The sequence below is a fragment of the Xenorhabdus hominickii genome (assembly GCF_002632725.1).
GTDB classification, from domain to species: domain Bacteria; phylum Pseudomonadota; class Gammaproteobacteria; order Enterobacterales; family Enterobacteriaceae; genus Xenorhabdus; species Xenorhabdus hominickii.
The window spans coordinates 277,661-293,755 of sequence record NZ_NJAI01000006.1 but is presented as its reverse complement, the minus strand read 5'-3'; the positions used below and the strand labels follow the sequence as shown (position 1 = coordinate 293,755).

General features: G+C 43.7%; 16 protein-coding genes. 6 read left to right on the top strand and 10 right to left on the bottom strand.

Going from position 1 to position 16,095, the window contains the following annotated elements; translation table 11 throughout:
• The first annotated feature begins 75 nt into the window (after window positions 1-75).
• A complete protein-coding gene (znuC, locus tag Xhom_RS18285) occupies window positions 76-834 on the top strand; it encodes a zinc ABC transporter ATP-binding protein ZnuC (RefSeq protein ID WP_069318416.1) in 759 nt (252 codons plus the stop codon).
• The gene (gene znuB, locus Xhom_RS18280) at window positions 831-1,616 is read left to right on the top strand and encodes a zinc ABC transporter permease subunit ZnuB (RefSeq protein WP_069315632.1); all 786 of its coding nucleotides are present in this window, start codon (window positions 831-833) and stop codon (window positions 1,614-1,616) included. Before znuC ends, znuB begins: the two co-directional genes overlap by 4 nt.
• A 193-nt stretch (window positions 1,617-1,809) precedes the next feature.
• On the opposite strand, the gene ruvB is transcribed toward znuB, so the two are convergent.
• From ruvB to aspS, 6 genes are all read right to left on the bottom strand, one after another.
• Entirely contained in the window at window positions 1,810-2,820 is a 1,011-nt protein-coding gene (gene ruvB / locus Xhom_RS18275) for a Holliday junction branch migration DNA helicase RuvB (protein WP_069315631.1), read from the bottom strand.
• A 16-nt stretch (window positions 2,821-2,836) separates the two neighbouring features.
• Window positions 2,837-3,454, bottom strand: coding sequence for a Holliday junction branch migration protein RuvA (gene ruvA, locus Xhom_RS18270; protein WP_069315630.1), 618 nt, complete (start codon window positions 3,452-3,454; stop codon window positions 2,837-2,839).
• Between the two features lie 79 nt (window positions 3,455-3,533).
• Window positions 3,534-4,055, bottom strand: a complete 522-nt coding sequence (gene ruvC / locus Xhom_RS18265) for a crossover junction endodeoxyribonuclease RuvC (protein ID WP_069315629.1) — start codon at window positions 4,053-4,055, stop codon at window positions 3,534-3,536.
• A 109-nt stretch (window positions 4,056-4,164) separates the two neighbouring features.
• Complete coding sequence (locus Xhom_RS18260) at window positions 4,165-4,908, bottom strand: YebC/PmpR family DNA-binding transcriptional regulator (protein ID WP_069315628.1); 744 nt, start codon at window positions 4,906-4,908, stop codon at window positions 4,165-4,167.
• 30 nt (window positions 4,909-4,938) lie between these two features.
• The gene (nudB, locus tag Xhom_RS18255; RefSeq protein WP_069315627.1) at window positions 4,939-5,373 is read right to left on the bottom strand and encodes a dihydroneopterin triphosphate diphosphatase; all 435 of its coding nucleotides are present in this window, start codon (window positions 5,371-5,373) and stop codon (window positions 4,939-4,941) included.
• Complete coding sequence (aspS, locus tag Xhom_RS18250) at window positions 5,373-7,142, bottom strand: aspartate--tRNA ligase (RefSeq protein ID WP_069315626.1); 1,770 nt, start codon at window positions 7,140-7,142, stop codon at window positions 5,373-5,375. Before aspS ends, nudB begins: the two co-directional genes overlap by 1 nt.
• 269 nt (window positions 7,143-7,411) lie before the next feature.
• Here aspS and Xhom_RS18245 point away from each other — a divergent pair, with 269 nt between their 5' ends.
• The 3 genes from Xhom_RS18245 (at window position 7,412) to cmoB (ending at window position 9,905) form a co-directional block, all read left to right on the top strand.
• Window positions 7,412-7,810 carry an MAPEG family protein gene (locus Xhom_RS18245; protein ID WP_069315625.1) on the top strand — a complete coding sequence of 133 codons (399 nt, stop codon included), beginning with the start codon at window positions 7,412-7,414 and terminating at the stop codon, window positions 7,808-7,810.
• Between the two features lie 323 nt (window positions 7,811-8,133).
• Window positions 8,134-8,937, top strand: a complete 804-nt coding sequence (gene cmoA, locus Xhom_RS18240; RefSeq protein ID WP_069318415.1) for a carboxy-S-adenosyl-L-methionine synthase CmoA — start codon at window positions 8,134-8,136, stop codon at window positions 8,935-8,937.
• The gene (gene cmoB / locus Xhom_RS18235) at window positions 8,934-9,905 is read left to right on the top strand and encodes a tRNA 5-methoxyuridine(34)/uridine 5-oxyacetic acid(34) synthase CmoB (protein ID WP_069315624.1); all 972 of its coding nucleotides are present in this window, start codon (window positions 8,934-8,936) and stop codon (window positions 9,903-9,905) included. The genes cmoA and cmoB overlap by 4 nt, the downstream gene beginning before the upstream one ends.
• Before the next feature lie 105 nt (window positions 9,906-10,010).
• Here cmoB and cutC read toward each other — a convergent pair whose 3' ends face one another.
• Window positions 10,011-10,757 carry a copper homeostasis protein CutC gene (cutC, locus tag Xhom_RS18230; RefSeq protein ID WP_069315623.1) on the bottom strand — a complete coding sequence of 249 codons (747 nt, stop codon included), beginning with the start codon at window positions 10,755-10,757 and terminating at the stop codon, window positions 10,011-10,013.
• A gap of 166 nt (window positions 10,758-10,923) precedes the next feature.
• Complete coding sequence (locus Xhom_RS18225) at window positions 10,924-11,478, bottom strand: VOC family protein (RefSeq protein ID WP_069315622.1); 555 nt, start codon at window positions 11,476-11,478, stop codon at window positions 10,924-10,926.
• A gap of 208 nt (window positions 11,479-11,686) precedes the next feature.
• Here Xhom_RS18225 and argS point away from each other — a divergent pair, with 208 nt between their 5' ends.
• A complete protein-coding gene (gene argS, locus Xhom_RS18220; RefSeq protein WP_069315621.1) occupies window positions 11,687-13,417 on the top strand; it encodes an arginine--tRNA ligase in 1,731 nt (576 codons plus the stop codon).
• A gap of 232 nt (window positions 13,418-13,649) precedes the next feature.
• Here argS and murJ read toward each other — a convergent pair whose 3' ends face one another.
• Window positions 13,650-15,188 carry a murein biosynthesis integral membrane protein MurJ gene (gene murJ, locus Xhom_RS18210; RefSeq protein WP_069315620.1) on the bottom strand — a complete coding sequence of 513 codons (1,539 nt, stop codon included), beginning with the start codon at window positions 15,186-15,188 and terminating at the stop codon, window positions 13,650-13,652.
• A gap of 155 nt (window positions 15,189-15,343) precedes the next feature.
• Entirely contained in the window at window positions 15,344-15,931 is a 588-nt protein-coding gene (rimJ, locus tag Xhom_RS18205) for a ribosomal protein S5-alanine N-acetyltransferase (protein ID WP_069315619.1), read from the bottom strand.
• Window positions 15,932-16,095: the final 164 nt, after the last annotated feature.

Genomic DNA, 16,095 nt, shown 5'->3' with positions numbered 1-16,095 from the left:
ATATGAATATTCCATGCAGTAATTTGAATAATGTTATATTATAACATCCCAATGATTCTGCAAGACTCTTTTAACATGTCCACTATGATCACCCTAAAAAATATTACGGTTGAATTTGGTAACCGCAAAGTATTAAACAATATTTCGTTCAATCTCAAACAAAGCAAGATCCTAACGCTAATCGGCCCAAATGGCGCTGGAAAGTCAACGTTGGTTCGTGTCGTTCTTGGTTTAGTTTCCCCCACATCAGGCACTATCGAACACAGCCAAGCATTAAAAATTGGATATGTTCCACAGAAGCTTAACCTTGATTCCACTCTGCCCTTGACTGTTAAACGCTTCATGATGCTAAGACCCAACGTCAAATCAGCAGATATCATACCAGTATTAAATCGCGTCAAAGCTGCCCATTTATTGGAACAACCGATGCAAAAGCTATCAGGTGGAGAAACCCAACGAGTTTTACTCGCCAGAGCCTTGCTCAATCATCCTCAACTTCTGGTTCTTGACGAGCCAACCCAAGGTGTTGATGTCAATGGTCAACTGGCACTTTACGATTTAATCAACCAAATCAGAACAGAACTTAATTGCGCGGTACTTATGGTATCCCATGACCTGCACTTGGTGATGGCGAAAACAGACGAAGTTTTATGCCTTAATCAACACATTTGCTGCTCTGGTACCCCTGAAGTAGTATCAATGCATCCAGAATTCATCGCAATGTTTGGTCGTCATGGCGCAGAACAACTGGCGGTTTATCGTCATCATCACAATCATCAACATGACCTGAGAGGAAAAATTATTTTGAAAAATGGTGGAGAACCACGTCGATGATCGAATTATTACTTCCCGGTTGGCTGGCTGGTATTTTATTAGCAATTGCTGCTGGGCCACTCGGTTCTTTTGTTGTCTGGCGCAGAATGTCCTATTTTGGTGATACGCTGGCACACGCTTCATTGCTCGGTGTCGCATTCGGTTTTTTATTGAATGTAAATCCGTTTTATGCGGTTATTGCAGTGACATTGATATTAGCCATCATTTTAGTTTGGCTGGAAAAACGCCCGCAATTGGCGGTCGATACACTGTTAGGCATTATGGCTCACAGTGCGCTATCTCTCGGTTTGGTCGTTGTCAGCTTTATGACCAATGTCCGTGTCGATATGATGGCTTATTTATTCGGCGATTTGCTGTCTGTCACTTACGAAGATCTCTGGCTAATTGCGGTAGGTGTTGTAATTGTTACCGGATTATTGACATGGCAATGGCGTGCCCTGCTATCAATGACAGTCAACCAGGATTTGGCCTTTGTTGATGGCATAAAAATTCAGCGCCTGCGTGTTCTACTGATGTTAGTGACAGCATTGACCATAGGGCTGGCAATGAAATTCGTCGGAGCGCTAATCATCACTTCACTGCTGATTATCCCTGCTGCTACCGCCCGCCGTTTTTCCCGAACACCCGAGCAAATGGCCTTTTTTGCAATTATTATCGGGATGTTGTCTATCACGGGAGGATTAACTTTATCAGCATGCTATAACACACCTGCGGGGCCTTCAGTTGTGCTTTGTGCAGCAATGTTATTTACGTTGAGTTTAGCGTGTAAAGCGAAAAACTGAAATTAATCTACTTCATCACAAAATTAATCAGGTACAGGTTACATACATCAAAGGGTTGCAATTCGAACAAATGTAACCCTTCATTTTAATGATGGAGAATTATTACTGCCAATAGGTCGCGGCAACATCCTTTTCCTTGTAAGTCACAAGACATCCAGCTCTTAGAACGTGATTTGAACTAGTTTGTTTAGATCTAGCATGCCCCTTCTTTACTCAGACCAAAATGCCGATAAGCATGGTTGGTTGCAATTCGTCCTCGAGGAGTCCGCTGAATAAATCCTTGTTGGATCAAGAAAGGCTCCAGAACGTCTTCTATGGTTTCCCTCTCTTCACCAATCGCAGCAGCTAAATTATCCACCCCAACAGGCCCGCCCATAAATTTATCAATAATGGCAACCAATAATTTACGGTCAAGATAATCAAACCCGGCTGAATCCACATTCAACATATCAAGGGCTTGAGCAGCAATATTACCATTAATTGAACCATCACCTTTGACTTGAGCAAAATCACGCACACGACGCAGCAGACGGTTTGTAATACGAGGCGTACCGCGGGAACGCATCGCGATTTGCCTTGCTCCATCGTCTGAGATACCCAAACCCATATAGCGGGCACTGCGGGACACAATGCTTTGCAAATCATCGGTGTTATAAAATTCAAGGCGTTGCACAATACCAAATCGATCGCGCAAAGGAGAAGTTAAAGAACCCGCACGGGTGGTCGCTCCAATCAGCGTAAATGGAGGAAGATCAATTTTGATTGAACGGGCCGCAGGCCCTTCTCCAATCATGATATCCAATTGATAATCTTCCATTGCGGGATAAAGAATTTCTTCCACAACGGGCGATAAACGGTGGATTTCATCAATGAACAACACATCGTGAGGTTCCAGATTGGTCAGCATGGCAGCGAGATCCCCCGCCTTTTCCAGCACTGGCCCCGATGTTGTCCGGAGGTTAACCCCCATTTCATTCGCAACAATATTTGCCAGCGTAGTTTTACCCAATCCCGGAGGGCCAAAAATCAATAAATGATCCAGTGCATCTCCACGTTGGCGTGCAGCTTGGATAAAAATTTCCATCTGTTCACAAACGTGAGGTTGCCCAACATATTCAGAGAGAAATTTCGGTCGGATAGCGCGATCAACGGCTTCATCATCTTGCAGAACTTCTGCTGAAACCAAACGGTCAGCTTCAATCATCACTTAACTCCTGCGATTACAGAGCTGCACGAAGCGCTTCTCGAATAAGGGTTTCACAATCTGCCCCCGGTTTGGCAACCTTACCCACCATTCGGCTGGCTTCCTGCGGTTTATACCCCAGAGAAACCAATGCTGCGGCTGCTTCCGCTTCAATATCAGCGTCGGAATTTGCCTGTTTGGTTGCAGCGGGCAAATTAATATCATGACTTTGATTAAATAGATCGCCGTTAAGTCCCTTAAAGCGATCTTTCATTTCTACCACCAGCCTTTCAGCCGTTTTTTTGCCAACGCCCGGTAATTTGACCAATGAAGCAATCGCTTCCTGCTCAATCGCGGTAACAAATTGTTGAGCAGACATGCCAGAAAGGATCGCCAAAGCCAATTTTGGCCCGACGCCGTTCACTTTAATCAGTTCACGGAATAGCGCGCGTTCTTGCTTATCATTAAAACCATATAATAACTGGGCATCTTCACGCACAATAAATTGTGTAAATAAAATGGCCTCTTGGCCGATTTCAGGCAGTTCATAAAAACAGGTCATTGGCATATGAACTTCATAACCGATACCATTAGTTTCCAATAAAACCAACGGTGGCTGTTTTTCCAACACGGTTCCTCTCAAACGCCCTATCACTGTTTACCCCCTGAAAATAAAAATAAATCATTCTGCTAGCTTATAGCACAAAAAAAGCTGGACGTATATCCAGCATAAACTATTTCAGACGCCCGCGCGTTAAATTTAACCGCGCATCACCTACCCGCAGTAAATTTTGATTAAAATGACAATGTGTAATAGCGATAGCCAGTGCATCAGCGGCATCAGCTTGCGGGTCAGCTGACAATTTCAATATCGAACGTACCATATGTTGAACCTGACTTTTTTCGGCCGCTCCCGTACCAACTACTGTTTGTTTCACCTGTCGGGCCGCATATTCAAACACAGGAATAGATTGATTAGCCGCAGCTACCATCGCCACACCTCGCGCCTGCCCCAACTTCAGAGCGGAATCTGCGTTTTTCGCCATGAAAACCTGTTCTATGGCAAAAGCATCGGGCTGGAATTGAGTAATGATTTCGGTAACTCCGGCATAGATCCTCTGCAAACGAGTGGGTAAATCATCTACTTTTGTTCGAATACAACCGCTACCGAGATAGATAAGTTGTCGTCCCTGCTGGCGGATAACACCATACCCCGTAACTCTGGAACCGGGGTCAATACCAAGAATAATCGCCATATCGCCTTATTCGCCTAGATCTCTTCTCGCCTGTGATATGGGATAAAACGTTAGAGAAAGTGCCCTGATATAAGGAACACTTTCTCTACGCTGTGAATTTTGATGCTAATTACAGCAATGCTGCAATTTCATCAGAAATTTCACCATTATGGTAAACTTCTTGAACGTCGTCAGAATCTTCAAGCATATCGATCAGACGAAGTAATTTCGGTGCAGTTTCTGCATCCAGTTCTGCTTTGGTGGATGGGATCATGGAAACTTCAGCAGAATCTGCCTTGAAGCCCGCAGCATCCAACTCATCTTTAACATCACCAAAAGCCTCTGGTGTAGTATAGACGTCGATCGCACCATCATCATAAGTTTCAACATCGTCAGCCCCGGCTTCCAATGCTGCTTCCATCACCGCATCTTCATCCAATCCTGGCGCGTAAGAAATAACCCCTTTCTTGGTGAATAGATAAGAAACAGAACCATCCGTACCCAAATTACCGCCCGTTTTGGTGAATGCGTGGCGAACATCAGAAACTGTACGGTTACGGTTATCACTCAGGCACTCAACCATAACGGCTGTACCACCCGGGCCGTAACCTTCATAAATGATGGTTTCCATGTTATCTGATTCATCGTTGCCCACACCACGAGCAATTGCGCGATTCAAGGTATCACGAGTCATGTTGTTGGACAGCGCTTTATCGATGGCTGCACGCAAACGTGGGTTAGAATCAGGTTCTCCCCCACCCAAACGTGCGGCCGTTACCAATTCACGGATAATTTTGGTAAAAATCTTACCGCGTTTTGCATCCTGCGCAGCTTTGCGGTGTTTCGTATTGGCCCATTTACTATGACCTGCCATGAAAATATCTCCGATAAAACGTCTAGTAGACTAAATAACAAACTCTTCAATTGCTTGCCGATTGCTCCATGACTTAGTTAATCTGGCGGCTTGTTCAGCCTCCAACCACTGATAAGCCAAATGTTCAGTCAGCAAGATTTGACGCTCCTCAGGTAACGCCAGCGAGAACCAATGTTCTTTATTGCGCGTTATTCCTGGGGCATACCGATATCGTAAATGAGAGAAAATCTCATAATAAAGGCAGCGTTGACAATCCATCAATTCAATATTTTCATTGTCGATATCAATGCCTATCTCTTCCTGCACTTCACGTAATGCCGCGGCCCGCGGTTTTTCGCCTTCTTCAAGGCTGCCCGTTACGGATTGCCAAAATTCGGGATCATCCCGTCGCTGTAGCATCAGCACCCTTTTGCTGTTAACGGCGTAAATCATAACCAACACAGATTCAGGGCGCTTGTAAGCCATTATTTGCTCTCTTTTTTCACAACTGTAATTGCCAGTTCTTCCAGTGATGCTGAATTTGCGTAACTTGGTGCTTCAGTCATTAAACATGCCGCTGCGGTTGTTTTCGGGAAGGCAATCACATCGCGAATATTATCTGTATCTGTCAATAACATGACAAGACGATCCAGACCAAAAGCCAGACCTGCATGAGGAGGTGTACCGTATTTCAGGGCATTTAACAGGAAGCCAAATTTTTCCTGCTGTTCCAGCTCATTAATACCCAAAATGCGGAATACAGTCTGTTGCATTTCATTACGATGGATACGAACAGAACCACCACCCACTTCGTAACCATTGATAACCATATCATAAGCATTGGCAATAGCTGCTTCAGGATTGTTTTCCAATTCTGTAGCTGTCATATCACATGGTGAAGTAAATGGATGGTGCATTGCAGTCAAACCACCTTCGCCATTGTCTTCAAACATTGGGAAATCAACGACCCAAAGCGGTTTCCAGCTTGCCAAATCTGTAATATTCAAGTCACGTCCTAACTTCAGACGTAGCGCTCCCATGGCATCGGTAACGACACTTTTCTTATCAGCGCCGAAGAACAGAATATCACCATTCTGCGCATTGGTACGAGACAACAAACCGTCAACCACCTCGGCAGACAAGAATTTGGCAATCGGACTTTGTACCCCTTCCAAACCTGCTGCACGATCGTTAACTTTCATCCATGCCAGCCCTTTTGCGCCATAGATACCAACAAACTTGCCATATTCATCGATTTGTTTACGGCTCAGTTCTGCTCCACCAGGAATACAGATAGTAGCCACACGACCTTTTGGATCATTTGCTGGTGCAGCAAAAACGGAAAACTCTACGTCTTTGACCAAATCAGCCACATCCACCAGTTCCAACGGGTTACGTAGGTCTGGTTTATCCGAACCAAAGCGACGCATAGCTTCTTCGAATGTCATAATTGGGAAGTTACCCAAATCGACATTCCGAACATCCAACCACAGTTCGCGGATCATTTTTTCCATGACTTCGCGAACTTGCTCTGCGGTCATAAATGAAGTTTCAACATCGATCTGAGTAAATTCTGGTTGGCGGTCTGCACGTAAATCTTCATCACGGAAGCATTTCACAATTTGATAATAACGGTCAAAACCGGACATCATCAGTAATTGTTTGAAAAGCTGTGGAGACTGTGGCAGTGCATAAAACTTACCTTTATGGACACGGCTTGGCACTAAATAGTCACGCGCACCTTCGGGCGTTGCCTTGGTCAGCATCGGTGTTTCCACATCAAGGAAACCTGCATCATCCATGAAACGGCGAACAAAACTGGTGATTTTTGCACGCGTTTTCAGGCGCTGAGACATCTCAGGGCGGCGCAGGTCAAGATAGCGATATTTCAGTCGCTGTTCTTCACTGTTATTTTGATTACTGTCCAGTGGCAATGGCTCTGCTCGGTTGAAAATCATCAGACTTTCTGCGAAAACTTCAATTTCACCCGTTACCATATCTTTATTGATTTGGCTATCAGGACGCGCACGCACAATCCCGGTAATTTGAATACAAAATTCATTACGCAGTTCAGAAGCCTGAGCGAATGCCTCTTGTTGGTCTGGGTCAAAGAAGACCTGAACGATACCTTCGCGATCTCGCATATCAATAAAGATCAGGCCACCTAAATCACGACGACGGTTTACCCATCCACAAAGTGTTACTTTTTGGCCCTCATGGACTCGGTTCAACTGCCCACAATAATTAGTTCGCATACAATATCCTTTTAATCAGCTCGTTATGCTTTCTGCTGCGGAAATTTTGGCATTGTTCTTTTAGGAAGAATTGTCAAAAAAAGATAGCCATTATACTGGAAATTATCACCGGAGATAAGGCCATAACTTTGTTCTTGGCAAGACAATTTTTTGCTACCAGATAACATTCATAGGATTTATTATTGAATACTATGATTTATAGCGACAGTTTTCTTTTTGCAGTTTATCATCATTCAGCCGTTTTTTTAGTTAGGCAATGGAGTTAAAAAATGGTTAGCTCGCTTTATATAGTACTAGGCGCACTACTGTTGATTAAGCTGTCTCTGGATGTAGTCAAATTAAGAACGCAATATCAGGTAGTCCATGGTGATGGTGGTTTTTACGAATTACAAACCGCCATTCGGGTACATGGTAACGCTGTTGAATACATTCCAATTTCACTGCTGTTATTGCTTGTGATGGAGATGAATGGCGCAGCTGTCTGGATGCTGCATATCTGTGGGTTAGTTCTGCTTTCCGGAAGAATACTGCACTACTTTGGTCTGCGTCATCGCGAAATACGTTGGCGACGCATGGGGATGGCAGCAACGTATATATCAATGACGATAATGATTATCGTTAATATTTACCATTTACCGTGGGAACAAATTTTTTCTCTCTATGCGTAAATAGAACACCATCTATACCCAATGGACGACGGCAAGGGAACGAATCCCGGGAGCATAGCTAACTCTATGTTTATAACTATATGACTGGAGTGAGTTAACGTAGCCAACAAAGCTGTGACTTGAAAGACGACGGGTATACAACAAGGGAGCACCTCCCCAGAAGCACAGCTAATTCTATGTGACTGGGGTAATTGAACACTAGCAATAAAGCTGCCCAAGGCGGTATTTCTGCCGCTTGTGGGTTTCTATTGATTACCCCTTTCTGCCTTTTCCCGCATTCTGTTAGAATGTCTGCTTCTATTTTTTCCAAAACCAATGCAGTTATGTCAAATCAAGATCCACATAATCAACAGGACAGTCTGTTCTCTGCCCCAATTGCCAATTTAGGTGACTGGAGTTTCGATGAACGAGTTGCCGAAGTTTTTCCCGATATGGTGAAACGCTCTATCCCCGGTTATTCCAATATCATTTCTATGATAGGTATGCTGGCAGGCCGTTTTGTAACACCAAACAGTCAAATTTACGATCTGGGTTGTTCCCTAGGTGCAGCCACATTGTCCATCCGTCGTGCCATAAGTGCCAATGATTGTAGTACGATTGATAATAATACCATTAATAATAGTATCAATGGTTGCCGTATTATCGCTGTCGATAATTCACCGGCAATGATTGAACGCTGCCGCCGCCACATTGACTCTTTCAGGGCCAACATCCCCGTTGAGGTCGTCGAACAGAATATTCTTGATACCGACATTCAAAATGCATCAATGGTCGTGCTGAATTTCACGTTACAATTTCTGCACCCCGATGATCGCAAAAAAATGCTAGATAAGATCTATGCAGGATTAAAACCTGGTGGTGTTCTGGTTTTGTCTGAGAAATTCAATTTCGAAGATGAACAAATTGGCGATTTATTATTCAATATGCACTATGACTTCAAACGAGCCAACGGTTACAGTGAGCTGGAAATCAGCCAAAAACGCAGCATGCTGGAAAACGTCATGCGGACAGATTCTGTTGAAACCCATAAATCACGCCTCAAAAAAGCGGGATTCCAGCAAGTTGAAGTCTGGTACCAATGCTTCAATTTCGGCTCATTATTGGCAATAAAAGGAACTGACCAATGATCAATTTCGGTAATTTTTATCAGTTGATCGCCAAAAACCACTTGAATCATTGGTTAGAATGCCTGCCAGCACAATTAAACCATTGGCACAAAGCATCATTGCATGGTCAGTTCAGTTCATGGTTAAAAAATCTGGAGAATCTGCCTGAAATCCAGCCGACCCATCTTGACCTGAAAAATGGCGTCATTACTGCCCATGAACCAGAGTTATCGAGCAGTGAAAAGAACCGCATTCAAAATATTCTGAAGATATTCATGCCGTGGCGTAAGGGGCCTTTTTCGCTATATGGCGTTAACATTGATACCGAATGGCGTTCTGACTGGAAATGGGATCGAGTACTTCCGCATATCTCGCCTTTAGAAGGTAAAACTGTACTGGATGTCGGTTGTGGCAGCGGTTATCACATGTGGCGTATGGTCGGTGAAGGTGCACAACTCGTCGTTGGTATCGATCCAACTCAACTTTTTCTTTGCCAATTTGAAGCCGTCAGAAAATTACTGGGTAATGATCAGCGCGCCCATCTGTTACCTTTGGGCATTGAACAATTACCAGAACTGAAGGCCTTTGATACGGTATTTTCAATGGGCGTACTCTATCACCGCCGTTCTCCCCTCGATCATCTGTGGCAATTGAAAAATCAGCTGGTTTCAGGTGGTGAGTTAATTTTAGAGAGTTTGGTCATTGAAGGTGACGAATATCAATGTCTTATTCCGGGTGAACGTTACGCACAAATGCGGAATGTCTATTTTATTCCATCCGCCAAAATGCTGAAAAACTGGCTAGAAAAGTGTGGCTTTATGGATGTCAGGATTGTTGATCAGGCGGTTACTACACAGGATGAGCAACGTCAGACAGAATGGATGAAGACCGAATCACTGGCCGATTTCCTTGACCCCAGCGATCACAGTAAGACGATTGAAGGTTATCCTGCACCATTGCGGGCTGTCCTAATCGCTCGCAAGCCATAATTATGATGTGTGAACTGCCCATTGCGGTGGTTCACACCTTATAATTAGCGCCACTTTTTATCCCTATCTGCCTGCTCATTCTATAGAATAAACAGCCTGTTATTTTTACCGTTTAATCAGATTAATCACTCCCTTCATCGATTCGACCAACTGCCCATCAACACTGTAGTAAGAGTACTCATCGACATCACAGTCGTCCGAACTCATCGTCACACCCGCTTTTCGGTATTTCATGGAAGAAGGGACAACCTTACCTGCTGAACTATGAACTTCCGTCACTCCAATTTCCAAAAATTTACTGATGTTACTCATTCTGACACCCGCTCCCGGCATAATGATCGGTCCTTGACTTGCTTGTGTCAGCTCTTTTAACAAAGGCAATCCTATTTCAGCATTTTGCTGCTGGCCTGAGGTTAAAATACGCTGTACACCGAGGTCAGTCAGTTGTTGCAAAGCAACATATGGATTAAAGCACATATCAAAAGCACGATGAAAAGTGACCGCCATTTTCCCTGATAATGACATCAGTCTCCTCATGCGAAGCATATCAATATAACCATCTTCGTTCAAAACGCCGAGAACCACCCCAGGAAATCCCATATCACAGATTTGAGCAACATCATTTTTCATGACCTCAAAATCAGCGTTGCTGTAACAGAAATCCCCTCCTCTTGGACGAATAATCGGATGCACCGGAATGGATAGCTGCTGTAGTGCTTGCCGCAATGCCCCAAAGCTAGGTGTCACTCCTCCTTCCGACGGGCTTGCACACAATTCAATTCGGTCAGCACCAGCCTGTTGTGCAACTACAGCACAACCTATGCTATAACAGCAAATTTCCAGCTTTATCATTCAAAGCCCCTTGGATATACATTCGTCAAACCATTTATACGTTTCTAAAATATTTCATTAGTGAATTCACTAATTATGACAAGTCATCTGCCTTAATAGCTTGTTTCAAATCACAAGGTTAGAATTTTTTGCTGAATTAACATAGGAAAAAAGTCATTTTTGCTGCTTAGCCCTCACTTTTTATAATCTCCTTAAGGGAAAAAGGGTGAAACTTGACCGTAATTTCACCATTTGTCACCGCTAATGTTGGGTTAGGTAATCTTTCATTATTGCCTTTGGGATGGCTTTCTTTTGTACGAAAACCAGCAGGAAGAGGCTGTGGTAATAACTGATATGCTTCCAACATAAGTTGTTCTGGCTGTACTGGCAGAACAATTTCGACATGTTCCCAACCTTGGTGAACATAATGTTTTTTGCCCGGATACGGTAATTCCAAACAATCAATCTGCCAATCAAACAGAGTTATTGGCTGTTCCAATTCAAATAAACAAATCGGGCGACCATTAATTATGTTTTCAGACATCAACCGACCACATTGTAGAAAACCTCGACGCCAACGTTCCGCGATTAAAGTCTTATTACAACGCAGGGAAATATGGTCCGCTGAATATTGCGTCAGGTGTAAACCAAGATGCTCACTAAACTGTGTTAATTTTTTCTCGAACTCACATAAATCAGCGGTTAAATCCTGTAACTCATCAATTGCAGAAAAGTGTATCATCTCATTACCATCAAAAAATCATCGAAATACCGAAGAATCGCCTGAAAGGCAAGCTGAAAACAAAAAGTCATACCACCAGCGGAGGCTGATGGTAGCATGCGGGATGCTGAATATGATATAAACCCCGTTATTTTCTTATAATCACACGCTTGGCAGCATTTGCAGAGTTCAAATGCAGGGGCTCTCATGCGTAACTTAAGGTAACACGGTGAATATTCAGGCTATTCTTTCAGAAAAAATCAGCCATGCGCTGATTGCAGCTGGTGCTCCAACCGACAGTGAAGCACACGTCCGTCAATCTGCAAAAACTCAGTTTGGTGACTACCAAGCGAATGGTGTTATGGCGGCGGCTAAAAAAGTGGGCATGCCACCCCGACAACTGGCGGAGAAAGTTGTCAGTTTGCTGGATCTTCAAGGAATTGCCAGCAAAGTTGAAATCGCAGGGCCGGGTTTTATCAATATTTTTCTGGATAAAGCTTGGGTTGCTACCCATATCGAAACTGCACTGAAAGACGAAAAACTGGGTGTTGCGCCAGTAGAATCCCAATCCATTGTTATCGACTACTCCGCACCTAATGTTGCCAAGCAGATGCACATTGGTCACATTCGTTCCACTATTATTGGCGATGCAGCTGTTCGTACCCTTGAATTTCTGGGACATAAAGTCATCCGGTCCAACCATCTCGGTGACTGGGGAACCCAATTTGGGATGCTGATTGCCTATCTGGAAAAAGTGCAGAATGAAAATGCCAGCGACATGGCATTGGCGGACTTGGAAGAATTCTATCGTGAAGCGAAGAAAACTTACGATGAAGACGAAGAATTTGCCGTTCGTGCCCGTAATTACGTCGTAAAACTGCAAAGCGGTGATGAATATTGCCGTGTAATGTGGCGTAAGCTGGTTGATATCACTATGTCACAGAATCAGGAAACCTATAATCGCCTGAATGTGACCTTGACAGAAAAAGATGTCATGGGTGAAAGTTTGTACAACAACATGCTGCCGGGCGTTGTTGCTGATCTGAAACAGCGTGGGCTAGCGGTTGAGAGCGAAGGCGCTATCGTGGTTTACCTTGATGAGTTCAAGAACAAAGAAGGCGAGCCTATGGGTGTTATCATCCAGAAAAAAGATGGTGGCTATCTTTACACCACTACAGATATCGCCTGTGCTAAATACCGTCATGAAGTCTTACATGCTGATCGCGTTCTTTACTACATCGACTCACGCCAACATCAACATCTGATGCAAGCTTGGACGATTGTACGTAAGGCAGGTTATATTCCTGAATCTCTGTCACTCGAACACCATATGTTCGGCATGATGTTGGGCAAAGATGGCAAGCCATTCAAAACCCGTGCTGGCGGTACAGTAAAACTGTCTGACTTGTTGGATGAAGCCATTGAGCGCGCTGATGCCCTGATCCGTGAGAAAAATCCAGATATGCCAGAAGACGAACTGAAAAAAATCGTCGAAGTCGTTGGTATTGGTGCAGTGAAATATGCAGATCTCTCCAAGAATCGAACTACAGACTATGTATTTGACTGGGATAATATGCTCGCCTTTGAAGGTAATACTGCACCTTACATGCAATATGCCTATACCCGCGTAAATTCCATTTTCAAACGCGCTGAAATCGATGAAAACAGCCTGACCTTACCTGTCATTCTAGACGAAGAGCGCGAGCAAACTTTAGCTACTCGCCTGTTACAGTTTGAAGAAACGATCACTACCGTAGCCCGTGAAGGTACACCTCATGTGATGTGTGCTTACCTGTATGATCTGGCGGGTCTGTTCTCCGGTTTCTACGAACATTGCCCGATCTTGAATGCTGATAGCGAAGAAGTGCGTCAGAGTCGCCTGAAATTGGCTCTGCTGACGGCGAAAACTTTGAAGCAAGGTCTTGATACTCTGGGTATCCAGACAGTAGAACGGATGTAAACACTTCATCCAAAATTCAAACGATGGCGTGATATAATTTTCACGCCATTTTTTTAACTTCTGTTAGGGCATTTTATCCATCAGGGAACTGGTCAACGTCGGACATAATCGAGTCGGAACTTTTCCGTTGAAGTGGATTTTCGGGAACAGCAGGAGCACCAATCGGAATTTCCAACACATCGATAATGTCGTTATGAACATCCAGCAGGTATTGGTAAGAATATTTGTATAATTACTGTAATCCCCGATGAGCAAAATCTTTCAATCGGAAGCCCATCAAAGCCAATGCAGCAAAATAACTGCCCGCACCAGCAATCACAACCCCCATCAATCGTAGCAGGCGCAATGCCATATTACCCTGCTCCCAAGCAGGCATAACCCACAACATTGCCAGTAATACCCCGACCATCACCGCAATTGCCACAACTAATTTCAGCAAAAATACCCCCCATCCTGTCAGAGGCTTGAAGATTTCACGCTTCCGCAACTGCCAATAAAGCATACTGGCATTGAAGCAGGCAGCCAAGCCGATAGAAAGCGCCAAACCCGCATGTTTCAATGGGCCGATAAAAACAAGGTTCATTAGCTGAGTTAAAATCAAGGTCGCAATCGCAATCTTGACCGGAGTTTTAATATCCTGACGAGAGTAAAAACCGGGAGCCAAAACTTTAACAACAATCAATCCCATTAAACCGAAACAGTAGGCAATCAATGCCCGTTGAGTCATTTCAGCATCAAAAGCAGAGAAATTGCCATATTGAAAAAGTGATACCGTTAGTGGTTCTGCCAAAATACCTAACGCCACCGCACACGGCAATGCCAACAAAAAACAGAGGCGCAGCCCCCAATCCATTAATTTCCGATACTCTTCATGATTACCACTGGAGAAGCTTTTTGCCAATGACGGCAATAGGATCGTACCCAGCGCTACCCCCAGAACCCCCGAAGGCAACTCCATTAAACGGTCAGCGTAATACATCCACGAAACCGAACCTGAAACCAGAAACGAGGCAAAAATGGTGTTGATGATCAAGGAAATCTGACCGACTGAAACCCCCAAAATAGCAGGCCCCATCTGACGGATAACGCGCCATACAGCGCTGTTACGGAAAGAGATCCGTGGCAACACCAGCATGCCTATCTTTTTCAGGTGAGGAAGCTGATAAGCCAATTGCAAAATACCACCAACAACAACCGCCCACCCCAAAGCCATCACTGGAGGATTACAATAAGGTGCGACAAACAGTGCAAAAAAAATCATACTGACATTCAACAATGTTGGTGCAAAGGCAGGCACAGAAAATCGGTTCCATGTATTGAGAATAGCTCCCGCTAAAGAAGCCAGTGATATCAGAAAAATATAGGGAAAGGTAATCCTGAGCAGGTCTCGGGTTAAAACAAATTTATCTGGTGTATCCGTAAACCCCGGAGCAGTCACATAGATGACCCAAGGTGCAGCAATCATCCCCAACACGGTGACTATCGCCAGTATCAATGTCAACATCCCTGACACATAGGCAATAAATGTACGAGTCGCCTCATCACCTTGTTGATTTTTGTATTCAGCAAGGATAGGAACAAAAGCTTGGGAAAAAGCGCCCTCAGCAAAAATACGGCGTAACAGGTTAGGTAATTTGAAGGCAACAAAAAAGGCATCTGTCGCCATACCAGCACCAAATATGCGGGCAATGATGGCATCACGGATAAAGCCCAGAACGCGGGAAAACATCGTCATTGAGCTGACCGCAGCCAGTGATTTCAGTAGATTCATGGTGTTATTCTAAAAATTGATTTTTATGAAATGAACATAAAAGATGTAAAGCTATCACCAAGGTGTCATAAAATAGCAGACAAGATATATCAGTGAGATAGCAGCCGTAATTCAAGTTTAACAGACAAAAACCATGACTACATGAGTTATACTTTTCATAATCCAAGTTTACCCCAATCATTATCAGTCAGTGCCGTCAACACATGATCTTGCCAGATACCATCAATCATTAAGTAGTTCTTGGCATAACCTTCCTGCTCGAAATTCAGTTTTTTAAGCAAACTACCACTACGATTGTTATGTGGCATGTAATTGGCCATAATTCTGTGCATTTTCTGATGTCGCTGCATATAGCGAATAGTCTGCTGCAACGCTTCATACATTAACCCTTGCCCCTGCCATTTCTCACCTAAAGAGTAACCGAGATAACAAGAATAAAATGCCCCGCGTACAACATTAGTAAAATTAGCCACTCCCATCACTTCATTTTCGTCAGGATCTAATAACAAAAAATTAAATGTCGCCCCCTGGCGTTGTAACTCAGCAATATAATTCAATCTATTTGTCCATCCAGAAGGTTGATAAAAACTACCATCCCTTGTCGGCTCCCAAGGTTTAAGGAAATCTTTATTTTCTGCATAATATTCAGCCAATCTATAAGCATCCCGTTCATACACCAGACGAACGACCATCCTATCAGTAATAAAGCGAATTTTAGGTGATGTAGAACGATAACCAAACATACCCTCTCCTGACACTTTAGCTTGAAAAAAACTGCAATAATTTAGCTTTTATATAAATAATCACCAACACTTTACGATAAAAAAATATCATCTATATCTCTCTACCTTAAGGTAAGGATTAAGTCCAAAATAAAAAAACTTACATGTATTTTTTCATATTTCAA

Coding starts and splice junctions, on each gene's coding strand:
- znuC (WP_069318416.1), top strand. CDS start 76: ATGTCCACTATGATCACCCTAAAAAATATTACGGTTGAATTTGGTAAC.
- znuB (WP_069315632.1), top strand. CDS start 831: ATGATCGAATTATTACTTCCCGGTTGGCTGGCTGGTATTTTATTAGCA.
- ruvB (WP_069315631.1), bottom strand. CDS start 2,820: ATGATTGAAGCTGACCGTTTGGTTTCAGCAGAAGTTCTGCAAGATGAT.
- ruvC (WP_069315629.1), bottom strand. CDS start 4,055: ATGGCGATTATTCTTGGTATTGACCCCGGTTCCAGAGTTACGGGGTAT.
- Xhom_RS18260 (WP_069315628.1), bottom strand. CDS start 4,908: ATGGCAGGTCATAGTAAATGGGCCAATACGAAACACCGCAAAGCTGCG.
- nudB (WP_069315627.1), bottom strand. CDS start 5,373: ATGGCTTACAAGCGCCCTGAATCTGTGTTGGTTATGATTTACGCCGTT.
- aspS (WP_069315626.1), bottom strand. CDS start 7,142: ATGCGAACTAATTATTGTGGGCAGTTGAACCGAGTCCATGAGGGCCAA.
- Xhom_RS18245 (WP_069315625.1), top strand. CDS start 7,412: ATGGTTAGCTCGCTTTATATAGTACTAGGCGCACTACTGTTGATTAAG.
- cmoA (WP_069318415.1), top strand. CDS start 8,134: ATGTCAAATCAAGATCCACATAATCAACAGGACAGTCTGTTCTCTGCC.
- cmoB (WP_069315624.1), top strand. CDS start 8,934: ATGATCAATTTCGGTAATTTTTATCAGTTGATCGCCAAAAACCACTTG.
- cutC (WP_069315623.1), bottom strand. CDS start 10,757: ATGATAAAGCTGGAAATTTGCTGTTATAGCATAGGTTGTGCTGTAGTT.
- Xhom_RS18225 (WP_069315622.1), bottom strand. CDS start 11,478: ATGATACACTTTTCTGCAATTGATGAGTTACAGGATTTAACCGCTGAT.
- murJ (WP_069315620.1), bottom strand. CDS start 15,188: ATGAATCTACTGAAATCACTGGCTGCGGTCAGCTCAATGACGATGTTT.
- rimJ (WP_069315619.1), bottom strand. CDS start 15,931: ATGTTTGGTTATCGTTCTACATCACCTAAAATTCGCTTTATTACTGAT.